The organism is Gelria sp. Kuro-4 (assembly GCF_019668485.1).
In the GTDB taxonomy this organism is placed as follows: domain Bacteria; phylum Bacillota; class DTU030; order DUMP01; family DUMP01; genus DUMP01.
This window is the reverse complement of record NZ_AP024619.1, coordinates 450,784-469,778: the sequence shown is the minus strand read 5'-3', so window position 1 is coordinate 469,778 and position 18,995 is coordinate 450,784. Positions and strand designations below refer to the sequence as shown.

19 protein-coding genes and 6 tRNA genes are annotated in these 18,995 nt (G+C 64.1%); 17 read left to right on the top strand and 8 right to left on the bottom strand.

Features of this window, described 5'->3' with window-relative positions; all coding sequences use genetic code 11:
• The 5 genes from K5554_RS14545 (at position 1) to K5554_RS02485 (ending at position 5,116) form a co-directional block, all read left to right on the top strand.
• Positions 1–294: a CC/Se motif family (seleno)protein gene (locus K5554_RS14545; RefSeq protein WP_264175356.1), complete on the top strand. Its 294-nt coding sequence runs from the start codon at positions 1–3 to the stop codon at positions 292–294.
• A 39-nt stretch (positions 295–333) separates the two neighbouring features.
• A complete protein-coding gene (locus K5554_RS02500; RefSeq protein ID WP_255565571.1) occupies positions 334–2,040 on the top strand; it encodes a sensor histidine kinase in 1,707 nt (568 codons plus the stop codon).
• Positions 2,018–2,809 (top strand): LytTR family DNA-binding domain-containing protein, encoded by a 792-nt coding sequence (locus K5554_RS02495; RefSeq protein WP_221039580.1) that lies wholly within the window; start codon positions 2,018–2,020, stop codon positions 2,807–2,809. Before K5554_RS02500 ends, K5554_RS02495 begins: the two co-directional genes overlap by 23 nt.
• Positions 2,810–2,925: 116 nt before the next feature.
• Positions 2,926–3,477, top strand: coding sequence for a hypothetical protein (locus K5554_RS02490; RefSeq protein WP_221039579.1), 552 nt, complete (start codon positions 2,926–2,928; stop codon positions 3,475–3,477).
• A 19-nt stretch (positions 3,478–3,496) separates the two neighbouring features.
• Positions 3,497–5,116, top strand: a complete 1,620-nt coding sequence (locus K5554_RS02485; RefSeq protein ID WP_221039578.1) for a carbon starvation protein A — start codon at positions 3,497–3,499, stop codon at positions 5,114–5,116.
• Positions 5,117–5,234: 118 nt separating this feature from the next.
• Here K5554_RS02485 and K5554_RS02480 read toward each other — a convergent pair whose 3' ends face one another.
• From K5554_RS02480 to K5554_RS02455, 6 genes are all read right to left on the bottom strand, one after another.
• Positions 5,235–6,227: an AIR synthase family protein gene (locus tag K5554_RS02480; RefSeq protein ID WP_221039577.1), complete on the bottom strand. Its 993-nt coding sequence runs from the start codon at positions 6,225–6,227 to the stop codon at positions 5,235–5,237.
• Between the two features lie 587 nt (positions 6,228–6,814).
• On the bottom strand, positions 6,815–7,297 hold the full coding sequence (locus tag K5554_RS02475) for a hypothetical protein (RefSeq protein WP_221039576.1): 483 nt from the start codon (positions 7,295–7,297) through the stop codon (positions 6,815–6,817).
• A gap of 12 nt (positions 7,298–7,309) precedes the next feature.
• Entirely contained in the window at positions 7,310–7,624 is a 315-nt protein-coding gene (locus K5554_RS02470) for a YbaB/EbfC family nucleoid-associated protein (RefSeq protein WP_221039575.1), read from the bottom strand.
• A gap of 121 nt (positions 7,625–7,745) precedes the next feature.
• Positions 7,746–8,300 (bottom strand): hypothetical protein, encoded by a 555-nt coding sequence (locus tag K5554_RS02465; RefSeq protein WP_221039574.1) that lies wholly within the window; start codon positions 8,298–8,300, stop codon positions 7,746–7,748.
• A 44-nt stretch (positions 8,301–8,344) separates the two neighbouring features.
• Positions 8,345–8,563 (bottom strand): hypothetical protein, encoded by a 219-nt coding sequence (locus tag K5554_RS02460; protein ID WP_221039573.1) that lies wholly within the window; start codon positions 8,561–8,563, stop codon positions 8,345–8,347.
• A 26-nt stretch (positions 8,564–8,589) separates the two neighbouring features.
• Positions 8,590–9,594, bottom strand: coding sequence for a S1 family peptidase (locus K5554_RS02455; protein ID WP_221039572.1), 1,005 nt, complete (start codon positions 9,592–9,594; stop codon positions 8,590–8,592).
• Positions 9,595–9,788: 194 nt separating this feature from the next.
• Between K5554_RS02455 and K5554_RS02450 the strand changes: the two genes are divergently transcribed.
• Together K5554_RS02450 and ypeB are read left to right on the top strand one after the other, a co-directional pair.
• The gene (locus K5554_RS02450) at positions 9,789–10,307 is read left to right on the top strand and encodes a cell wall hydrolase (protein WP_221039571.1); all 519 of its coding nucleotides are present in this window, start codon (positions 9,789–9,791) and stop codon (positions 10,305–10,307) included.
• 15 nt (positions 10,308–10,322) lie between these two features.
• Positions 10,323–11,684 (top strand): germination protein YpeB, encoded by a 1,362-nt coding sequence (ypeB, locus tag K5554_RS02445; RefSeq protein WP_221039570.1) that lies wholly within the window; start codon positions 10,323–10,325, stop codon positions 11,682–11,684.
• Between the two features lie 56 nt (positions 11,685–11,740).
• Here the strand turns inward: ypeB and K5554_RS02440 are convergent, their stop codons facing one another.
• Both K5554_RS02440 and K5554_RS02435 read right to left on the bottom strand, forming a co-directional pair.
• Entirely contained in the window at positions 11,741–12,700 is a 960-nt protein-coding gene (locus K5554_RS02440) for a patatin-like phospholipase family protein (RefSeq protein ID WP_221039569.1), read from the bottom strand.
• A 14-nt stretch (positions 12,701–12,714) separates the two neighbouring features.
• The gene (locus K5554_RS02435) at positions 12,715–13,623 is read right to left on the bottom strand and encodes a glycosyl hydrolase family 18 protein (RefSeq protein WP_255565473.1); all 909 of its coding nucleotides are present in this window, start codon (positions 13,621–13,623) and stop codon (positions 12,715–12,717) included.
• Between the two features lie 147 nt (positions 13,624–13,770).
• Between K5554_RS02435 and K5554_RS02430 the strand changes: the two genes are divergently transcribed.
• From K5554_RS02430 to K5554_RS02385, 10 genes are all read left to right on the top strand, one after another.
• Positions 13,771–14,145: a hypothetical protein gene (locus tag K5554_RS02430; RefSeq protein ID WP_221040640.1), complete on the top strand. Its 375-nt coding sequence runs from the start codon at positions 13,771–13,773 to the stop codon at positions 14,143–14,145.
• A 58-nt stretch (positions 14,146–14,203) separates the two neighbouring features.
• Positions 14,204–15,811 (top strand): H(+)/Cl(-) exchange transporter ClcA, encoded by a 1,608-nt coding sequence (clcA, locus tag K5554_RS02425; protein ID WP_221039568.1) that lies wholly within the window; start codon positions 14,204–14,206, stop codon positions 15,809–15,811.
• A 284-nt stretch (positions 15,812–16,095) separates the two neighbouring features.
• Positions 16,096–17,364: a serine--tRNA ligase gene (serS, locus tag K5554_RS02420; protein ID WP_221039567.1), complete on the top strand. Its 1,269-nt coding sequence runs from the start codon at positions 16,096–16,098 to the stop codon at positions 17,362–17,364.
• 296 nt (positions 17,365–17,660) lie between these two features.
• Positions 17,661–17,747, top strand: a tRNA-Ser gene (locus K5554_RS02415).
• A gap of 39 nt (positions 17,748–17,786) precedes the next feature.
• Positions 17,787–17,881 (top strand) — tRNA-Ser (locus tag K5554_RS02410).
• 9 nt (positions 17,882–17,890) lie between these two features.
• A tRNA-Arg gene (locus tag K5554_RS02405) sits at positions 17,891–17,967 on the top strand.
• Between the two features lie 5 nt (positions 17,968–17,972).
• A tRNA-Arg gene (locus K5554_RS02400) sits at positions 17,973–18,051 on the top strand.
• A 129-nt stretch (positions 18,052–18,180) separates the two neighbouring features.
• A complete protein-coding gene (gene tadA, locus K5554_RS02395) occupies positions 18,181–18,654 on the top strand; it encodes a tRNA adenosine(34) deaminase TadA (protein ID WP_221040492.1) in 474 nt (157 codons plus the stop codon).
• Positions 18,655–18,765: 111 nt separating this feature from the next.
• A tRNA-Ser gene (locus tag K5554_RS02390) sits at positions 18,766–18,857 on the top strand.
• A gap of 38 nt (positions 18,858–18,895) precedes the next feature.
• A tRNA-Ser gene (locus tag K5554_RS02385) sits at positions 18,896–18,990 on the top strand.
• Positions 18,991–18,995 lie beyond the last annotated feature (5 nt).

Sequence of the window (18,995 nt, the reverse complement as noted above, 5' to 3'; positions counted from 1 at the left end):
ATGGAGAACGTTCCTGTATGCGACGCCAGGGCGCGCACGTTCATCCTGGCCCATGGGGGTGCGGTGACCGTCTTCCGCCGGAAACCGGCGGGAACGTGAATCTCGGTGCCGCTCCCAGCCGTACGACTGGGTGAACCGCGCACCGGGGAAAAGTATGTGCCGTTCGTTGTGGACGGGGTGCGCATCTTTGTCAGCCCGTCGCTTCTCCGGGACGGGAGACTGCGGCTCAGCCTCGCGGGCTGGGGACCCTTCCGGCACCTGGAGGTCGACGGAGCCGGGATTTTCAGCTGGTGAGGAGCCGCGGCGCAGTTGTTCAGCGCCTGGAAGCAGGGGGTGGTTGGTTTGCTTTCCCTGTTGCTCGAGCTCGCCGTCCGCATGTGCGTCATCTCTACGAGCGCCTTCCTCTTCAGCCGCATTCCCGTCTTTAAGCGGGTCCTCGGCCAGATGGCGAGCGGCCGCGATAAAGTTATCATCACCCTGGGATTCGGACTCTTCACCCTCCTCGGTACCTACTTCGGAATCGAGGTGCAGGGGGCCATCGCCAACTCCCGCGCTGTAGGTGCCGTGGTGGCGGGGCTCCTCGGCGGACCCTGGGTCGGACTGGGCGCCGGGGCCATCGCTGGGCTGCACCGCTGGTGGCTGGGAGGATTCACCGGCTTTGCCTGTGGGCTTTCCACCACCCTGGAAGGGCTCCTGGGCGGCCTGGTGGCAACCCGGGTGCACAAGGTGGACTGGGAGGTGGGGCTTGCCACGGGACTGGCGGCGGAGCTCATGCAGATGGCCATCCTCCTTATGGTGGCGCGGCCCTTTACCGCCAGCCTGGAGCTGGTGAAGGTGATCGGCGTACCGATGACCTTGGTGAATGGAGCCGGCGTGGCCATCTTCATCACCATGCTGCGTAGCCTGCAGGCTGAGGTGGACCGGGCCGGCGCCGCCCAGACGCAGAAGGTGCTGGAGATAGCGCGGCTTTCCCTGCCGCACCTTAGGCACGGACTGATGCAGTGCTCGGCCATGTACACGGCCCGCATCATCCTGGAGCTCACCGGGGTGGATGCCGTTGCCCTCACCGACCGGGAAGTGGTGCTCGCCCACGTGGGCCTGGGAGCGGATCACCACCTGCCTGGACACCCCTTCCTTACGCGGGCCACCGCGCGGGTGCTGGAAGAGGGCTGCCTGCAGGTGGCGCAGACGAGGGAGGAGATCGGCTGCAATCGTCCCGACTGCCCGCTGGGCTCGGGGGTGATCGTCCCCCTTTACTGCCGAAACCGTATTGTGGGGGCGCTCAAACTTTATCGCGCTCGTCCAGAAGGCATCACGCCGGTAGACATGGAGGTAGCGTCCGGTCTCTCGCAGCTCTTTTCCACCCAGCTCGAACTGGCCGAGGCCTCGCGCCGGGCGGAGCTGGCGGCTCGGGCGGAGCTTACGGCGCTGCAGGCGCAGATTAACCCGCACTTTCTTTTCAACGCCATCAATACCATTGTCTCGTACTGCCGCACCGAGCCCAACACGGCCCGCCGCCTGCTCCTCGACCTGGCGGCTTACTTCCGCCGCAACCTGGAACGGGCCGGGGATTTCTGCACCCTGGAGGAGGAACTCGCCCACGTGCACGCCTACCTGGCCCTGGAACAGGCCCGCTTCGGCGACCGGCTCAGGCTGGTGGAAGAAATCTCTCCCGACCTGAAAGCCATTAAACTCCCGCGGCTCACGCTGGAGCCACTGGTGGAAAACGCCGTCAAGCACGGGATTGCACCGCTCGCCGGCGGCGGTACGGTGTGCATCCGGGCCGAGCGCCGGGACCATGGGGTTGAACTTACCGTGGCGGATACGGGTGTGGGCATGGCGCCCGAAACCCTGGCCGCCGTGCTCAAGGGCTGCCCGGCGAGCGGGGGTATCGGGCTCTGCAACGTCGAGGAACGCCTGAAGAGCATCTACGGGCTGGAGCAGGGCCTGAGGATCGAGTCGGCCCCCGGTGCGGGAACGGTCGTCAGTTTCTCTCTGCCGGAGGAGGGCATGAAGCGTGCGTACCTCTCAGCCAGTTAAAATCACCGCCCTTCTGGCCGACGACGAAGAGCCGGCCCGGCGCGAGCTGCGTTTCCTTCTGGAAGAGACCGAGCGGGTGGAAGTGGTGGGGGAGGCGGCCAGCGGCGAGGCGGCCTTGGAGCTGGCCCACAAGCTCGGCCCAGATGCGCTCTTCCTCGATGTCCAGATGCCAGGGCTGGACGGCTTTGCCGTGGCCGAGCGGGTGCTGGCGGAGATCGCGCCGCCGCCGCTTTTTGTCTTCGCCACCGCTTACGATGCTTATGCCCTCAAGGCTTTCGAGGTGAGCGCCGTGGACTACCTCCTTAAGCCCTTCCAGGCAGAAAGAGTGGCGCAGACCGCAGAGCGCCTGATGGAGCGGCGGCGCGGGGCGGAAAGCCAGGTCCTGGCGGCCGGCTTGAGGCAGCTTTTGGAGCAGGTACGGCAGGAGCGCGCGCCGCTCAGGATCCCGGTGGAAAAGAACGGGCGCATTGTTCTTCTTCCCGCGCGCGATGTCGTTTTCGCCGCCTGTCGGGAGGGCGGCACCTACGTCAAGACGGCGGCCGAAGAGTTTCCGGTCCGCACCACCCTGGGTGAGCTGCAGGAGCGGCTGGGTTACCGCTTCCTGCGCGTGCACAAGGGGTACGTGGTGAACCTGGATCGCATCGCCGAACTCATCCCCTGGTTTCATGGAACGTACCTCCTCGTCATGGCCGACTGCGAGCGTACGGAGATCCCGGTGAGCCGCCGCCTGGCGCAAACCCTCCGGGAAAAATTGGGACTGACTTTGTAGAGAACCTTTCATCCTACAATTCGTCCCGTTCAGAGAAAAATTGGACCCGGTAAGGGCCATCCCCTGGCTTAGGGAGGGCCTTTTTTGTTACGTTAATTACGGAGGGGTGAGTGGAGTTGCCGACCCCGCGCGCTGAATATATCGACGTCCTGGCGAAGCGCCTGAGCCGCTACTACGACCTCGCCTGGGATGAGGAGGTGGCCGGCAGGCGTCTCGACCTGGTGGCCCGTTTCAAGGTCCGCAACGAAAAGTACTTCTTCGTTAAAAGCTTAACCCTCTTCGCCTATGAAAACCACGATATTGTTCTTGTGGAGGGGGGGGAGAAGCTGGATAGGGCCGAGGCGGAGGGGTTTGGCGCCTACCTTAAGACCCTGGTTCCTCTGCTGGTTGAGCCGAGCGAGGAGCACATGTCCACCACCCTTACGGGGGTTCTGGTGGCGGAGGAAGGGGTAACGGAGGAAGCACGGACCTTTGTCGAGGGCTTCCGCCACAGCCGGGGCTTCAAGTGGCTGCTCGAGGGCTGGTGCGACGTGCGGCTCCTGGCAGTGGACCTGGCCGCCGGCCGGGTGTATAGCAATAAAGCCGCGCGCGCGGTGCGGGAGGCCTACCGCGTGCCGGCCGAAGGGGGGAGAGCGCAGGGTACGTGCCTCCAACTGGAAGATAAATAAAGCGATTAAAGGGGGTTTTATGGTGAATACCACGCTGATGGTAGTGGTGGGGGGAATCATCCTCTTCATCGGCTACGTGTTTTACGGACGCTACCTGGCGGAAAAGGTGCTTAAACTCGACCCGAATGAAAAAACCCCGGCTCATACCCTGTACGACAACGTGGACTACGTGCCGACGCCGGCTCCTATCCTCCTGGGGCACCACTTCTCCAGCATCGCCGGTGCGGGCCCCATCACCGGTCCCGTGGCGGCGGCGGCGTTCGGCTGGGTGCCGGTGTTCCTCTGGATCGTCATCGGCAGCGTTTTCTTCGGCGGCGTGCACGACCTCACCTCCCTGGTGGCCTCGGTGCGTCACGAAGGTAGGTCCATCGGCGAGATCGTCCGGCGCCACATCGGCGAGCGCGGCCAGTTCCTTTTCCTCTGCTTCTCTTACCTGGCCTTGGTGCTGGTGGTGGCCGTATTCACCATCCTAGTGGTACAGACCTTCGTTGCCGTACCGGCGGTGGCCACTACCTCGCTCCTCTTCATGGCCCTGGCGGTGGCCTTCGGGCTGGCCGTCTACCGGGCGAAGGTTCCCCTCGGGACCGCCACCATCTTAGGTGTAATCCTCCTTTTCGCCTGCGTCTTCCTGGGGGTTCGCTTCCCCCTTACGGGTTCAGCTCCCTTCTGGACTTACTTCTGCTTAGTCTACATCTTCCTCGCCTCCACTTTGCCGGTGTGGATTCTGCTGCAGCCGCGTGACTACTTGAACTCCTTCCTCCTTTACGCCAGCCTCTTGGGTGCCCTGGTGGGGCTTATCATCGGCAATCCGTCGCTGAAGTTCCCGGCTTTTATCGCCTTTAAGACCTCGGGCGGCTACCTCTTCCCCATGCTGTTTGTCACCGTGGCCTGCGGCGCCATCTCCGGCTTCCACTCCCTGGTCTCTTCCGGTACCACGGCCAAGCAGCTGGCGAATGAAAAGGACGCCCGCCTCATCGGCTACGGCGCCATGCTGATCGAGGGCCTGCTGGCTCTGGTGGCCCTGGGCACAGTGGTCTACCTCACCAAGGACGGCTACGCCCAGACGCTGAAGGACATGGGCGGCCCTACCGGTCTCTTTGCCGCCGGCGTCGGCCAGTTCATGAACTACTTCGGCGTGCCGGTGGCCTTCGGCACCACCTTCGGTGCCCTCGCCGTGAACGCCTTTTGCCTCACCTCGCTGGACACCGCCACCCGCCTGGCCCGCTACGCCTGGGAGGAGTTCTTCTCCACCCGCGTCCCGGCCCTGGCCAACAAGTATCTTGGGACGCTGGCGACGGTCATACTGGCCGGTGCCCTGGCGCTCTCGGGCAAGTGGAGTGAGATCTGGCCGATTTTCGGTGCTTCCAACCAACTCTTGGCCGGCCTGGCGCTGCTTTCGGTCTCGGTCTGGTTGGCGGGCCTGGGGCGCGACAACCGCGCTACGCTCTATCCCATGGGCTTTATGCTGGTGGTTACTCTGACGGCCCTGGTTTTCCTCATCAGGGACAACCTGGCCAAGGGTAACCTGGTGCTCGGCATTCCCGGCATCCTGCTCGTTGTCCTGGCCATCTTCTTGGTGGTTGAGGCGGTGAACGTGCTGGGCAAGATCAAAAAGACCGGCCCCGACATCAGCGCCTGAACGTACGGGAGCGGCGGGCAGCCCACCCCCGGCAGGGTGAAGCGGCTGCGAAAGAAAGAAGGCGCGGAGAACTACTTCCGCGCCTTTTTTTTTTGTTTTGTCCCCGCCTTCCTGCGGCTTATTCCCCGGCGAAGGCGCGGTAGAGCTCGTCCCGCGGCGGGACGATGAGCGGTTGGCGCACGCCGGCGGCGCTGAGCCAGAGACCCTCCGCCTTCGGCAGTAACCGGCCGATGGCGGCGACCGCGATACCGGCCCGGGCCAGGGGCTCTTGAACAGCTTCGGGCTCTGCGGCGGCGATGAGCAGCGAGCCGCTGCCGATAAGCCCCAGGGGATCGAGGGACAGCGCCTCGCAGATGGCTACAGTTTCCGGGGCGAGCGGCACCTGGTCGGCCCAAAGCTCGGCACCGCAGCCCGAGGCCGTGGCCAGCTCGGCCACGGCGCCGAGGACGCCGCCTTCGGTGACGTCGTGCATGGCGTGGGCGCCGCAGCGCGCTGCGATACGTCCCTCCGGTACCACGCTGATATGGGCGGTGAAGCCCTGGGCGCGGGCCACGAGTTCGTGCCCCAACCGTTCCGAAAGCGGCGCGGCCAGGTCGGCGGCCAAAATGGCGGTGCCTTCACAGCCGGCCGTCTTGGTGAGAAGCAGCGTGTCGCCGGGCCGTCCCCCGGCGGCGGTGATGCACCGGCCTTTGACGGCGCGTCCGAGGGCGGTCACGGCGGCTACCGGTCGGTGCACGGCGGGGGTGAACTCGGTGTGCCCGCCCAGCACCGCCATATTAAGGCTGGCCGCGGCAGCGTGGATCTCCTGCATGATGGCCTCGATTTCCGCCGGCCGGGTGCCGGGCGGCAAGAGGAGGGTGAGGAGAAGCCCTACCGGCTCCGCCCCCGTAGCGGCCACGTCGTTGGCCGAGACATGTACCGCCAGGTAGCCGAGGTGATGCCCGCTCGCGGTAATGGGGTCGCTGGAGAGAACGGCCAAGTCAGAGCCGAAATCCACCACGCTGCAGTCCTGCCCGATGCCCGGGCGCACGAGGACGTCCTGGCGCTTTGCCCCCAGGTAGGGAAAGACGATTCGGTGTAAGAGCTCGGGCGCAAGTTTTCCCGGTTGCAACCTTTACTGCCCCCCGTCCTCTGGGTACTGCCTTGGGTATACCACTCCCATTATACTATAGCCGCCGGCGGCCGCAAAGACCGCGCGGGCGGGGTAACGTTTTGGCGCCGGCCGCCATAGTATAGACTGACCCCACGGGAAGGCGTGGAACGGCCGGTTCCCGCCAGGTTGTAACATCTAGGGCCCGGGTGTCATAGGATAAAAAAGGCCGGCACAGGCCGGCCATCCCGTCAAACTGTGAAAGGAGGATTCTCCATGGCTGAACCCCTAGCTCCTGATCCCGGCGGCCGCCGTACGTTCCTGGTTTTCCTTATCCTGATCCTGCTGCTTTTGGGCGATTGGTTCTAATGGGCTGACTGCACGAGGAGGATCAATATGGGAGGCTTCTTGGCTGATCGCAGGTCATTCCTGGTTTTCCTGATCCTCATCCTGCTCCTCCTGGGTGACTGGTTCTAAGAGCCGGTAGGGAAGGAGGGTCAAAATGGCTGACCGCAGATCATTTCTGGTTTTCCTGATCCTCATCCTGCTGCTTTTGGGCGACTGGTTCTGATACAGAGGGCAAAGAAGCTAGGGGGTAGGCCCGGTGCCTACCCCCTGCGCGTGTGTCCTTCTTTTGTTTCTTTGCTTTCCAGCCGTTCCTTGTCCGGCGCCGCCTCGCTGGCGTACTGCGCCCGGGTGGCCGGCTCCTCGCGGCCGGCCAGCGAGCTTACCAGGCTCATCAGCGCCGCCGGGTCGAGCTTGCGCCCACCGCCCCCCTGCGTGCTTAGGGAGCTCAAGAGGCCGGCCAGGGCGGCGTCTTTTTTCCCACCCTCCCCCTGCGATCCAAGGAGGGAGAGCAGGGTACTGGTGAGAGCCTGCTTATCGATGCCTTCGCGCCCGGCTCCGGCACCGGACGGAACCGGCACGCCGCTTTGCGCATTGAGGTAACCCACTATCCCGAGCAGGTTGGTGAGGCTGAGGAGGGCTACAAGCAGCTGGGGACTCAGGTCCTTTTGCCCGCTGAGAAGGCTCGTGACCAGGTTGAGGTAGCTATCCCCGGACAGGCCGGGCAGGTCAGTTCCTTCGGCCATCCTAACCACCCCTCAGTCCAGGTTGGGATAGCGGCCCAGTTCCAGGTTGCCACCCGTCAGGCGGGCGATTTCTTTATTCAGCTCCAGGCGCGCCTGCTTCAGGGCGGCATTGCAGGCAGCAACAACGGCCTCGCTCAACTCGGCGGGCGGCAGGCCACGGATGATTTCCGGGCTGACGTCCAGGGCGACCAGCATTTGGAGTCCGTTGGCCCAGGCCTTGACCTTACCTTCGTGCGCCGCCCCTTCGAAGGTCGTGTTTTCCAGCCGGTTCTGCAGGGCGGTTATCTCAGCTTGAATCTGTTCCATGAGCATGCCCATATTAAACATGAACCTCACCTCCAAGCCTTCTTCTTAAGTTTATTCCGGGGCGCCGCAAAGAGACCACCCGGCAACAAAAACCCCGCCCGGGCGGCGGGATTTTTGCTCAGGCCGGCAGGGGAAGGTTGTGTCAGGCGCCGGGAACTTCCGGCTCCGGCGGCAGCGGGACGTAGCCAGGGAACGACGGCGGCGCCGGTTTAAGCTCCGGTTTCGTTTCCGCCGGGGGCTTTTCTTTCGTCCCCTCGCTGGCCTGAGCGATAAGGTTGATCAGGTTGGCCAGGGCCTCCGGGTCGACCTTTTTCTCCGGTGGGTTGTTGACCACGGCCAGAAGGTTGACCAGGGCATCCACCAGGGTTTGGCTCTTCGAGGACAGAAACGGCTTTATCGCCAGCATGAGCGATACATCTTTGGTATCAAAGGGCACCTTGGACACTAAACGTCCCTCCTCCGCTGAGCCAGCGGCAAGCGACCGGGCACCCGCTTGGGCTTTAAGCTCTGAGCGGGTGTGGAAGAAGTTCAGAAACTGTAGCGCCGGCAGGGGGGATAAGTCCTGCTGCAGCTGCCTGCTCGTCAGGCAGGCAAAAGCGAGCAGCCCGTCCACCAGATCGCGCCCGCGCAGGCTCAGGTGTGGTTTGAGCAGCTGGAGCATCTGGACGTCCTGGGCGGTAAAGGGCAGAAGTTCCACAGCGGTCACCTCTGGTCTTCAGCATACCAGGGCATTGCCCCGACCTACTTTAAGCTATGCTGACCGGAGCCGGAGTGTTCGCCTGCCTCACGCCGGGACGGGGCGGCCAATTGCTCGGTGGCTCCCAAAAGCAGGATGAGGATCAAAAACAGGGTGAAGGGGCTGACGCGGGCCCCAGGAGGAGGCGGCGCCTCGCCCGGCGGCGCGGCGGCCGCGGGAGGCTTTGCCGGTACGGGCAGAACGGCGGGTAAGTGTTCCTCCATGGCAGCATTCTCCTTCCTTCCTGACCCTAGAAAGTAACGGCGAGCTCGTGCATGACGTTTTGGATGCGGTTGAGGATGGTGGAGCGGTCAGAGCCGGCAAAGAGGAGCCCCACCGCCTCGTTGCGCTCGTTGAGGACCAGCGATCCGCTGTCGCCGCCCTGGCTGTTTAAGTTGGCGACGATCTGGTCGGTGAACAGGGCGTAAACGCCGGAGTGCATCTGAATACGCAGCGTGGCGGCCAGGGCGGTCACCGCGCCGCGGGTTAACCCGCTGGTGCGGCCGCTTTTCACCAGGGTTTCACCGAGTTTAGCCTCGGCCACACTGCGCACCGGCCCTACTTCCATAATCTCCGGCGTCACCAGGCGGTCGGACAGGGGCCTGGCCACGGCGCAGTCCACCAGGTTGCCGTCGCTGTTGCGCTTGTGGAAACGCACGTCGTAGTTAGGGCGTACCAGATGTACAAACAGGTTCTCGGTGCGGGCGAGACGCTGGCTGATGGGGCAGGTGGATTCCTGGTATTCGGTTATCACCGGCGTAAAGCGCTCCAGGTGGGCGATGGTGTCGTCGCTTGTGCCGCCGTCGTACGGGCCGGGCTGGTAGATGGGGTCGCCGATCTTGGAACGCCCGTCCCGCCCGTTGGAGGAATTGGCCAGGATGTGATTGTTGGAGAGGATTAAGGGAGCGCCGGTGTGTGCGTCCTTCACCACAGCTCCCAGGGTGCCGGCGGTGATCTTGTAGTGGCCGATGCTCACGCCGGGCGGGGCGGGACGCTGGCGCGTGGTGCGGGAACCGAGGAGGCGTACCTCACCGATTTCCACCACGTCGGTCTCGACCTCGCCGATGGCGCGGGGCACCACCTCAGCAGTGGCCAGATCGCGTGCGGGCACCTTTTTGGAAACGAAGATCACCACGGCCAGCTTATCGGTGCGTTCACGGCCTTTTTCTTTGTAGCCAATCCCCACCCCGATCACGTTGGGCAGGGAACTGCAGCGGCTCCAGGCTTGGCGCAAGGCCAAGGTGTAGTTCTCCATGGTTTCACCTCCAGAGCGGCCGGCCTGCTTTGGGCGCGCACGCTGCACGCACTCGGCAGGCCGATCCTGACTTACTACACTATATTCAGGGGGCCGGCGAAGGTGAAACCGCTGCGCGGCTGCATAATGTCTGAACGACCGGAACATGCTAAAGCCGCACTAGCCTTGGAGCTAGGGAGGAGGAGGTGGCAAGCATGCACAAGCCGGAGCCTCTCGGGCGCTTTCTGGGCGTGGCCCTGGCCGTCCTCGTGGTGGCCGCTTTTGCCCGGGCTCAGGGCGGGTGGCGGGGTGCAGCGGTGCCGCAGGCCGCTTCCGCCCTGAGTCAGGCCGCCCTCTCGCCCCAGGTGGGTTACCCCACCTACGACGACCTCTGGCTGCTGGCGCGCCTGGTATCCGGTGAGGCCCACAGCGAGCCGTACGTCGGCCAGGTGGCGGTCGCTTCCGTGGTGCTCAACCGCGTGCAGAGCCCGCGCTTTCCGCCCAGCGTCCCGGGAGTGATCTTTGAGCCGGATGCCTTCGAGTCGGTGAGCAACGGCATCATGTGGGGCCTGCCCCCGACCGACGAAAACATTGCGGCGGCCCAGGCGGCCCTGGACGGTTGGGATCCCACCTACGGAGCACTCTATTTCTGGAACCCGGCCAAGGCCGTGAGTCCCTGGATCTGGACCCGCAATGTCATCACCAGCATCGGCCGGCACGTTTTTGGGCGTTAGGAGAGGTGGGATAAGATGCAGCGTTCCCGATGGCTTACCGTCGGCGTTGTCCTGGCGCTCCTTACAGGCGGGATTTGGTTCTGGAATTACAACCTGGAGAACACGCGGGCGCGCAACTCGCTCGAGGCCAGCTACCAGCGGGCCCTCTTCTCCCTGGTGGGCCATGTTCAGAACCTCAACACCCTCCTGGCCAAAGGGCAGGTGACGCAGGACAACGGCCAAGGGGTGCTCACCCTGGCCAGCGCCTGGCACGAGGCGGAGAGCGCCCGTACTTCCTTGAGCCAACTGCCGCTCGGGCGTTTCGATCTTACGGCGGCGCAAAGGTACCTCGCCCAGGTGGGGGATTACTCTTACACCTTAGCCCGGAAGCTTGCTTTAGGGCAGCCTCTTTCCACCGCGGAGCAAGACAACTTGGCCGCCCTGTCCAAGGAGACCGGTAAACTCAATAAGGACCTGCAAAAGATGATCGGCGGCCTCAGTTCCAAGCCGGCCTGGGGGACGACAGGGGTGACCGTGGGCCTCAAGGGTAAGCCGGTGGCGCCGGCCGGGAGCATTGCCGACGGCCTGGCCAAAATGGACTCTCGGCTCAAGGACGAGGCACCCACCCTTACCTACGACGGGCCCTTCTCAGAGCACATGGAGAACATTAAGCCGCGTGGCGTCACCGGGAAGCCCGTCACCATCGAGCAGGCGGGCCGCATCGCCGAGGAGTTCGTGAACCGGGGCGGAGCCGCCCGGTATACGGCCGTGAGCTCCCGCCGGGTGGCCGGCGCCATCCCTGCCTATTCCATCACGCTGCGCCCCCAGGGCGGCCGGCGCCTGCCGGACATCACCGTGGATGTTTCTCAAACGGGCGGTCACGTGGTGTACTTCCTTAACCCCCGCCCCCTGGGGCCGGTGCGCCTCGACGTGGGGGAGGCCGTGCGGCGGGCCGAGGACTTCGTCCGCGCCCGCGGCTACAAGGACATGCTTACCACCGGTTCCCTGCGCCGCCCCAACAACATCGTGGTGACACAGGCCTGGACGCAGGACGGCGCCGTAGCCTATCCTGACTTCGTCAAAGCGACGGTCGCCCTGGATACCGGCGAGATCGTGGGCTTTGACGCCCGCGGCTACCTCACCTCCCACCGACGGCGCGACCTGCCGCAGGCCCGCTTCAGCGCCCCGGCGGCGCGGGAAAAAGCCGCCGGACGGATGACGGTGGACCGGGTGCGGGCGGCCATCATCCCCATGAGCGATGCCAGCGAGCGCTACTGTTGGGAGGTGCGCGGCCGGGCGAACGGCCAGACCTTCCTGGTTTACTACAATGCCACGGACGGGCAAGAGGAGAAAATCCTGCAGGTGATCGAAAGCCCGGACGGTACCTACACCATGTAACAGCAGACGAAACGAGTTACCAGAAAAGCGGAGGGGTAACCCCTCCGCTTTTGCGTTCACTCTTTACCCTCGCCGTTTCCTCTTTCCCCGTCGCCGCTTTCAGTCCGGGCGTGCCAGATGGCCTTTTTGATGTCCGGCAGGGCGGCCGTGGCGGCCAGGACGCCTTTTTCAATGGCCTGCGGGATACGGTCAAAGTCGGTGAGCTTCATCGCACCCACCCGGGGGCGGATGACCAAGGCGCGGCTCGCCTTAAGGTGCAGGTCCGTGATGGTTTGCCCCATGATATCGCTGGACTGCAGCAGCACTTGAATGATGTTGCCGACGTCGGCGTCTTCAACCGAGAACCCCAGATCCACCGCCAGAATCACCCGCGCGCCCCAGGCCTCCAGGAGGTGGACGGGCACGTTGGCCTTCAGGGCCCCGTCGGCCAGGTCCAGGCCGCCCACCTGTACCGGGACAAAAATGCCGGGAATGGCGGAGCTGGCGGCGACGGCCGTGCCCAGGAGTACAGTGGAGACAAAGACTTGCTGCGCCGCATTGCGCAGAAGGTACCGGCGCGCGCCCTCCGGGGCGAAGATCACCTCGCGCCCGGAGCGGAGGTCCGTAGCCAGGAAAGCGGCCGGTATTCTCAGACCGCTTAAAGAGCGCTGATCGGTCAGCCGGTTGATGAAATCACGCAGGAAATCGGTCTTTAACAGCCCGCGCGGCAGAGCGAGGCATTGGGCGCGGGGCCCATGTGCGATGAGGCCAAAGCGTTCCAGCAGGGCCAGGATGAGGGTCAAGGGTGAAATGGCGGGCGGAAAGAGATTGGCGGGCAGGTGGCGGAAGGTCTCTTCGATTTGCCCCAGCGGGAGGCCGGCGGCGTAGAGGGCGCCCACCATACTGCCGGCGCTGGTGCCTGCCAAGAGGTCCACCTTGATCCCCTGTGCCTCGAGGACCTTAAGGATGCCGATATGGGCCGCCCCCCGCAGACCGCCGCCGCCCAAGGCAAGGCCGACCAGGGGCCTGGTGCGCACGAGCAATCTCTCCCTTACGGGTCGACTCCGGCTAGGACGTCCCAGACAGCGGGATCCTCCAGTCCCAGCCGCCAGACGCCGATACCGGGCAGGCTGAGGCTACGGGCCAGGCTGAGCTTAGCCGCAAAGCTGCGCGCCTCCTCGAACCAAACGATGTGGCGGATGCTGTTTTCTACGTACTGGAACGTGGCTTCCTGGGCAGTAGGGTCGTAACGGATGGTCGCGCCGGTGCGCTCAGCCAGGGCGACGGCCTGGTTATAAGACAGGGTGCGGGGAATACCGCCCGTCTCGGGCCAGTCGTAGCCGTACACCGGCATCCCCAGTTTTACTTTGGATACAGGTATCACCGAGAGGGCGTAACCCAGCACCTGGCGTACAAAGCCGATGGAGGCGATGGGTCCCGGGGTGGCGAAGTGCTCGTCGTAGGCCAGGACGTAGACTTGGTCGCTGGGGGCGGCCAGGTCCGGGTAGCTGAAGGCGCCGGAAAAGGGGTGACGCGGGTTATCCTCAAGCTCTGCGGGGACGGAAATGGTGGTCAGGTACCCGGCCGGACGCAGGCGGGCTCCCAGCTCTTCCATAAAGGCCGTAAGGTACGGCCGGTCTTCCGGGGGCACAAACTCAAAATCGATGTTAACGCCGGCGAAGCCGTAACGTTCGAGCATGGCAAGAATGTTTTCCACCAGGGCATGGCGGGCCCCGGCCGTGGTGAGTACCTGGTGGATGAGCGGTCCGTACTGGGGGCTGGCGTAGTTGTGAATGATGGCCAGGATGGGGAGGTTGTAGGTGCGGGCTGCTTCCAAGGCTTCAGGGTCAGCCTGGTCCACCAGTCCTCCCTGAGCGGTGATGCCGAACCAAAACGGTATGATTGCCGTTATCTCCCCGGCATGTGCCCTGAGGTCCGCCAGGGCGTCCGGGGAGCTCACGTAGTACCAGTTTTTCTCAAAGGCAGGCAGGGTAGATCCCTCCTTCCCAAAAGTTCCTCTGCCACAGTGTATGTTGAGCCGCGAGCCGAGGTGCCCGGCCGGGGGAAGGACACATACACTGGTAAAAAAGCGGAAGAGGGGATCTTTGTGCTGGGACTGGCCAAGACCTTCGCCCGCCGCCGGGAGCGCCGGCGGCAGACGGTGCGGCGTCACGCGGGCCTGGCCGATCTCATAGAGCTGCGCCTGAACGGGCTGTACATTCTTCTCAAACGCCGGCTCGGCCTTAACTGGCCGCACGAGATACACATCCTGGTACCGCGGGCTGAATTTATCAAAACGTATCAGAATGGGCGCTTGGTGGAGGAGCGCACGGTTTTAAGCAGCATTTCCATCGTCCATGCCCCCTATCACCCGCCGGCCGAAGGCGGCGGACCGCCCGGTCCACCACCGGCGCCGCCCACAATTCCGCCGTACTGGCGGGAAAAGAGGCAGGAAATCGCAGGCGGCAAGGAGAACCCTTAACAAGTAACAAGCTGGGTTAAAACGTTACGGGAACAGGGAGAGGGTGTTCGCAAGCGGGATGCGAGAGAAAACACACACTGAATCCACCACTTCTGCCGGTACGCTTTTTTCCACTTGGTACAACCTTAGATTAAGGCTCTTCCTCGAAAGCGCCCTGGCCGGTCTGGCGGCCGGGATGCTGGGGGTGGCCTTTCGCCTGGCTCTCGGCCGGGCGGATGCGTGGCGCGAAGTACTGCTGGCCTGGGCCAGGGAGGTGCCGGGTTACGGCTGGGCTGTTTTCCTGCCGGTGCTTTTAGCCCTAGGTGCGCTGGCCGGCTGGCTTACCCGGTTTGCGCCGGAAGCGGCCGGGAGCGGCATCCCGCACGTAGAAGCGGTGCTCCTGGAGCAGCGGCGTCTCGTGTGGTGGCGCCTTATTCCGGTAAAGTTCCTGGCCGGGGTTTTTGCCATCGGTGCGGGACTTTCCCTGGGGCGTGAGGGGCCCACGGTGCAGCTGGGTGCGGCCAGCGGACAGGCCATGAGCCGTATCCTGAAGCGCTCTCACGTGGAGGAACGCTACCTCATCACCTGTGGTGCCGGAGCAGGGCTGGCGGCGGCTTTCAACGCACCTCTGGCCGGTGTAGTCTTCGTGCTCGAAGAGCTCAGGCGCAACTTCTCACCCTATGTCTTTCTCTCGGCGCTCACCGCCAGCGTAGCAGCAGGGGCGGCAGCTCAACGCTTGCTCGGTCTACGGCCGCTCCTTCCCCTGGCCGGAATAGCCCCCCTCCCGCCCAGTGCGCTTCCGCTCTTTATACTCCTCGGCCTTATCACCGGGTTCTTCGGGGTTGCTTTCAACAGCAGCCTGAGCTTTACCCAGGACCTTTACGCCCGGCTTGAGGGGCTTCCCCGCTGGCTCCATCCGGTTCTGGCCACCGGCCTGGCGGGACTTATCGGTTACTTCTTGACGCCGGCGGTGCTGGGCGGTGGGCACGCACTGGTGGAGCAGGTGCTGGCGGGGGAGGTGCTGCTCAAGTTCATACCCCTTTTTCTCGTGGCTAAGTTCATTCTAACCATGGTTAGCTACGGCTCCGGAGTGCCGGGCGGCATTTTTTTGCCGCTTTTGGCCATCGGCGCGCTCCTGGGTTCCGGGTTGGGGCAGGTGGCGGACGCGTACTTTCCGGGCATCGCCGGGCTTTCTGCCATGTGCGCGGCGGCGGGGATGGCGGCCTATTTTACCGCCATTGTCCGGGCACCGATCACCGGAATCGTTCTTATCCTTGAGCTGACCGGCAGCTATGCCAACATGCTCTTTGTCCTAGCGGCCTGCCTGACGGCTTACCTGGTGGCGGAGGGCCTGAAGAGCCTCCCCGTATACGAGATGCTCCTGGAGCGGGACCTGGCACGTGGTGCCGATGCGGTGCCCGGCACCTGCCCGGAGGGCATGATGCTGGTAGAACTTACCGTGGAAACAGGCTCATGCCTGGACCGGCATCTGGTACGGGAGGTGGACCTGCCTGGCGACTGCCTTCTCCTGGCTATCCGCCGCGGAAGCCAGGAACTGGTGCCGCGCGGCAACACCAAGGTACGGGCCGGCGACCAGGTGGCGTTTCTCATACCCCGGGAAAAGGCGGCTCAGGTTATTCCCCGGATTCGCTCCCTCACCCTTTGCCAGTTGGAACCCGAGTGCTAGGTCGCTTGCTTTTTTAAACTGCTCCTGTATAATTAAACTAAGACAAGCCACGGCGAGGAAGGGAAAAACTACGCCGGTTGTCCGGGCGAAGAGAGCTGGCGGGTGGTGTAAGCCGGTGCCGGAGCCGGGGGAATCCGTCCTGGAGCCGACGGTCGAAGCCGTTCCGGTGGTGCCGTTATAACCGCCGAGGTGGGCCTGGGGCCAACCAGGGTGGCAACGCGGGCGAGCCCGTCCCTGCTGGGGACGAGCTTTTTTGTTGCCAATACACATACGGAGGGATAAGCGTGTTAGATGCCAAGTTTGTACGAGCCAATCCGGAGGTGGTGCGGGAGGCGCTGCGTAAGCGCCATGTGAGCGCCGACCTGGATGACTTCTTGAGGCTCGACGAAGAGCGGCGGCGGCTCCTCGGCGAGGTGGAGCAGCTCAAGGCGCGCCGCAACAGCGAGTCCGAGGAGATCGCCCGGCGCAAGAAGGCGGGCGAGCCGGCGGAGGAGCTTATCGCCGAGATGCGCGCTGTGTCCGAAAAGATCAAGGAGCTCGATGACCGCGTGAAGGCGGTGGAGGAGGAGCTGAACCGCACGCTCCTTTACATCCCGAACATTCCCGACGAGAGCGTCCCGGAAGGGGAGTCCGACGCGGACAACCCGGTGGTGCGCACCTGGGGCGAACCCCGTAAGTTTACCTTTGAACCCAAGGCCCACTGGGATATCGGCACCGACCTCGACATCCTGGATTTTGACCGGGCGCGCAAGATCACCGGCGCGCGGTTCAGCGTGTACAAAGGGCTGGGCGCCCGGCTGGAGCGCGCCTGCATCAACTTTATGCTGGACCTGCACCTGAAGCAGGGTTACACCGAGATCTTCCCACCTTTCATGGTGAACGGCGACAGCATGGTGGGTACCGGGCAGCTGCCCAAATTCAAAGAGGACATGTTTAAACTCGAGGGGCTGGACTACTACCTCATCCCCACGGCGGAGGTGCCGGTGACCAACCTGCACCGGGAAGAGATCCTGGCCGGAGAGAAGCTGCCCATCTACTACGTCGCCTACAGCGGCTGCTTCCGGGCCGAGGCCGGGGCGGCGGGGCGCGACACCCGCGGGCTCATCCGCCAGCACCAGTTCAACAAGGTGGAGCTGGTGAAGTTCACCACGCCCGAGACCTCCTGGGACGAGCTGGAGAAGCTCACCCGCGACGCAGAAGAGGTGCTGCAGCTTCTGGAGCTACCCTACCGCGTGGTCACCCTGTGTACGGGCGACCTGGGCTTCAGCTCGGCCAAGACGTACGACATCGAGGTGTGGCTGCCCAGCTACGGGAGCTACAAAGAAATTTCTTCCTGCAGCAACTTCCGCGACTACCAGGCCCGCCGGGCGGGCATCCGCTACCGTCCCGCACCCAAGGCCAAAGTGGAGTACGTTCACACCCTGAACGGCTCAGGCCTGGCCGTGGGCCGTACGGTGGCGGCCATCCTGGAAAACTACCAGCAGGAAGACGGTTCGGTGGTGGTGCCGCAGGTCCTGCGGCCCTACATGGGCGGGAGCGAGGTCATCAAATAAAAGCGCCGCTGGGGTGTCCCCGGGCCTTTTTCTCTTGGGGGACCGAGGTCGGCTGCGAAAGCCGGCCTCGCACCTGCGCCGGGGCCGCTTCTCTGCCGGCGCAAGCCGACGAAGGGCCCTCTCATCCGAGCGGGGACGCTTCTCCAGGGCCCAGGCCCCTCGTCCGGGCGAGTGCTGCGGCACGCAGGGCGCCTGCCGCCGCTCGCCGGGCAGGTTGACAGGGCAAGGTGGGCTGTGCTATAGTATAGCTGTACCGTCCAAGGCGGCTCGCCGCCATGGGCGGCGGACGCCAGCAGGGAAGGGTGTCCGAGCGGTTTAAGGAGCTGGTCTTGAAAACCAGTGACTCGCAAGAGCCGTGGGTTCGAATCCCACCCCTTCCGCCAATTGCCCCTTGCATTCTCCGCTTTGGTCCCTTAAAATACGGAGAGGTGGCCGAGTAGGTCGAAGGCGGTCGCCTGCTAAGCGATTGTACAGGCGAAAACCTGTACCCCGGGTTCGAATCCCGGCCTCTCCGCCATATTTACGCGCGCCCGTAGCTCAGCTGGATAGAGTGTCTGACTACGAATCAGAAGGTCGGGGGTTCGAACCCCTCCGGGCGCGCCATACTTGTCCCTATAGCTCAGGTGGATAGAGCGGGGGATTCCTAATCCCCGTCTGCCGGAGGTTCGAGTCCTCCTAGGGACACCATTTTTATGCCGCCGTTCGCGCGGAGGCATGTTTATGCCCCATGCGAAAGGCACAGCCGGGATTTTTGCTCCCCACACCCGGGGAAACACCCCGGGGTGGCGACGACGGGCGGTACCTTAAGCTCGGGTGATGGTTTTGACCGGCGCAGACGACGAGTTTTACATGCAGCGGGCCCTGGAACTGGCCCGCGCGGCGGCCGCCCGGGGAGAAGTCCCTGTGGGGGCGCTTGTCGTTCGCGGCGGAGCCATCATCGCGGAAAGCGCCAACCGCCGGGAAGAGGCCAAGGACCCGACGGCGCACGCCGAACTCCTGGCCATCCAGGCGGCGGCGCGCGAGTTGGGCGGCTGGCGGCTCACCGGCACCACCTTGTACGTGACCCTGGAACCGTGCGCCATGTGCGCCGGGGCGCTGGTCCTGGCCCGCGTGGAACGCCTGGTGTACGGGGCCGACGATCCCAAGGCCGGAGCCGTCCGTTCCCTCTATCGCTTGGTGGAGGACGAACGGCTCAATCATCGACTGGAGGTTGTGCGTGGGGTGCTGGCCGCCGAGTGCGGTGAGCTGCTGCGGGAGTTCTTCCGCCGGCGCCGCCGGCGGGAGGATTAAGGCAGTCCGCGTACGGTGCTCAACTGAGCAGGACGCTGAAGGTGTACCTGATCTTACGGCAGGGGTTCGATCCGGCGAGCACAGGTTCCGGCAAAGTGAAAAAGTTTAGGTGGAGAGATGGCCGAGCTGGTTGAAGGCGCTCGCCTCGAAAGCGAGTAGGCGGTTAACCTGCCTCGTGAGTTCGAATCTCACTCTCTCCGCCATTACAATTCAATATACAATTTTGGTGACCTGACTATGCGGAGAGGTGGCTGAGTTTGGTCGAAGGCGCCCGCCTGGAGAGCGGGTAGGCGGAAGTTCTCTGCCTCGTGGGTTCGAATCCCACCCTCTCCGCCATATTA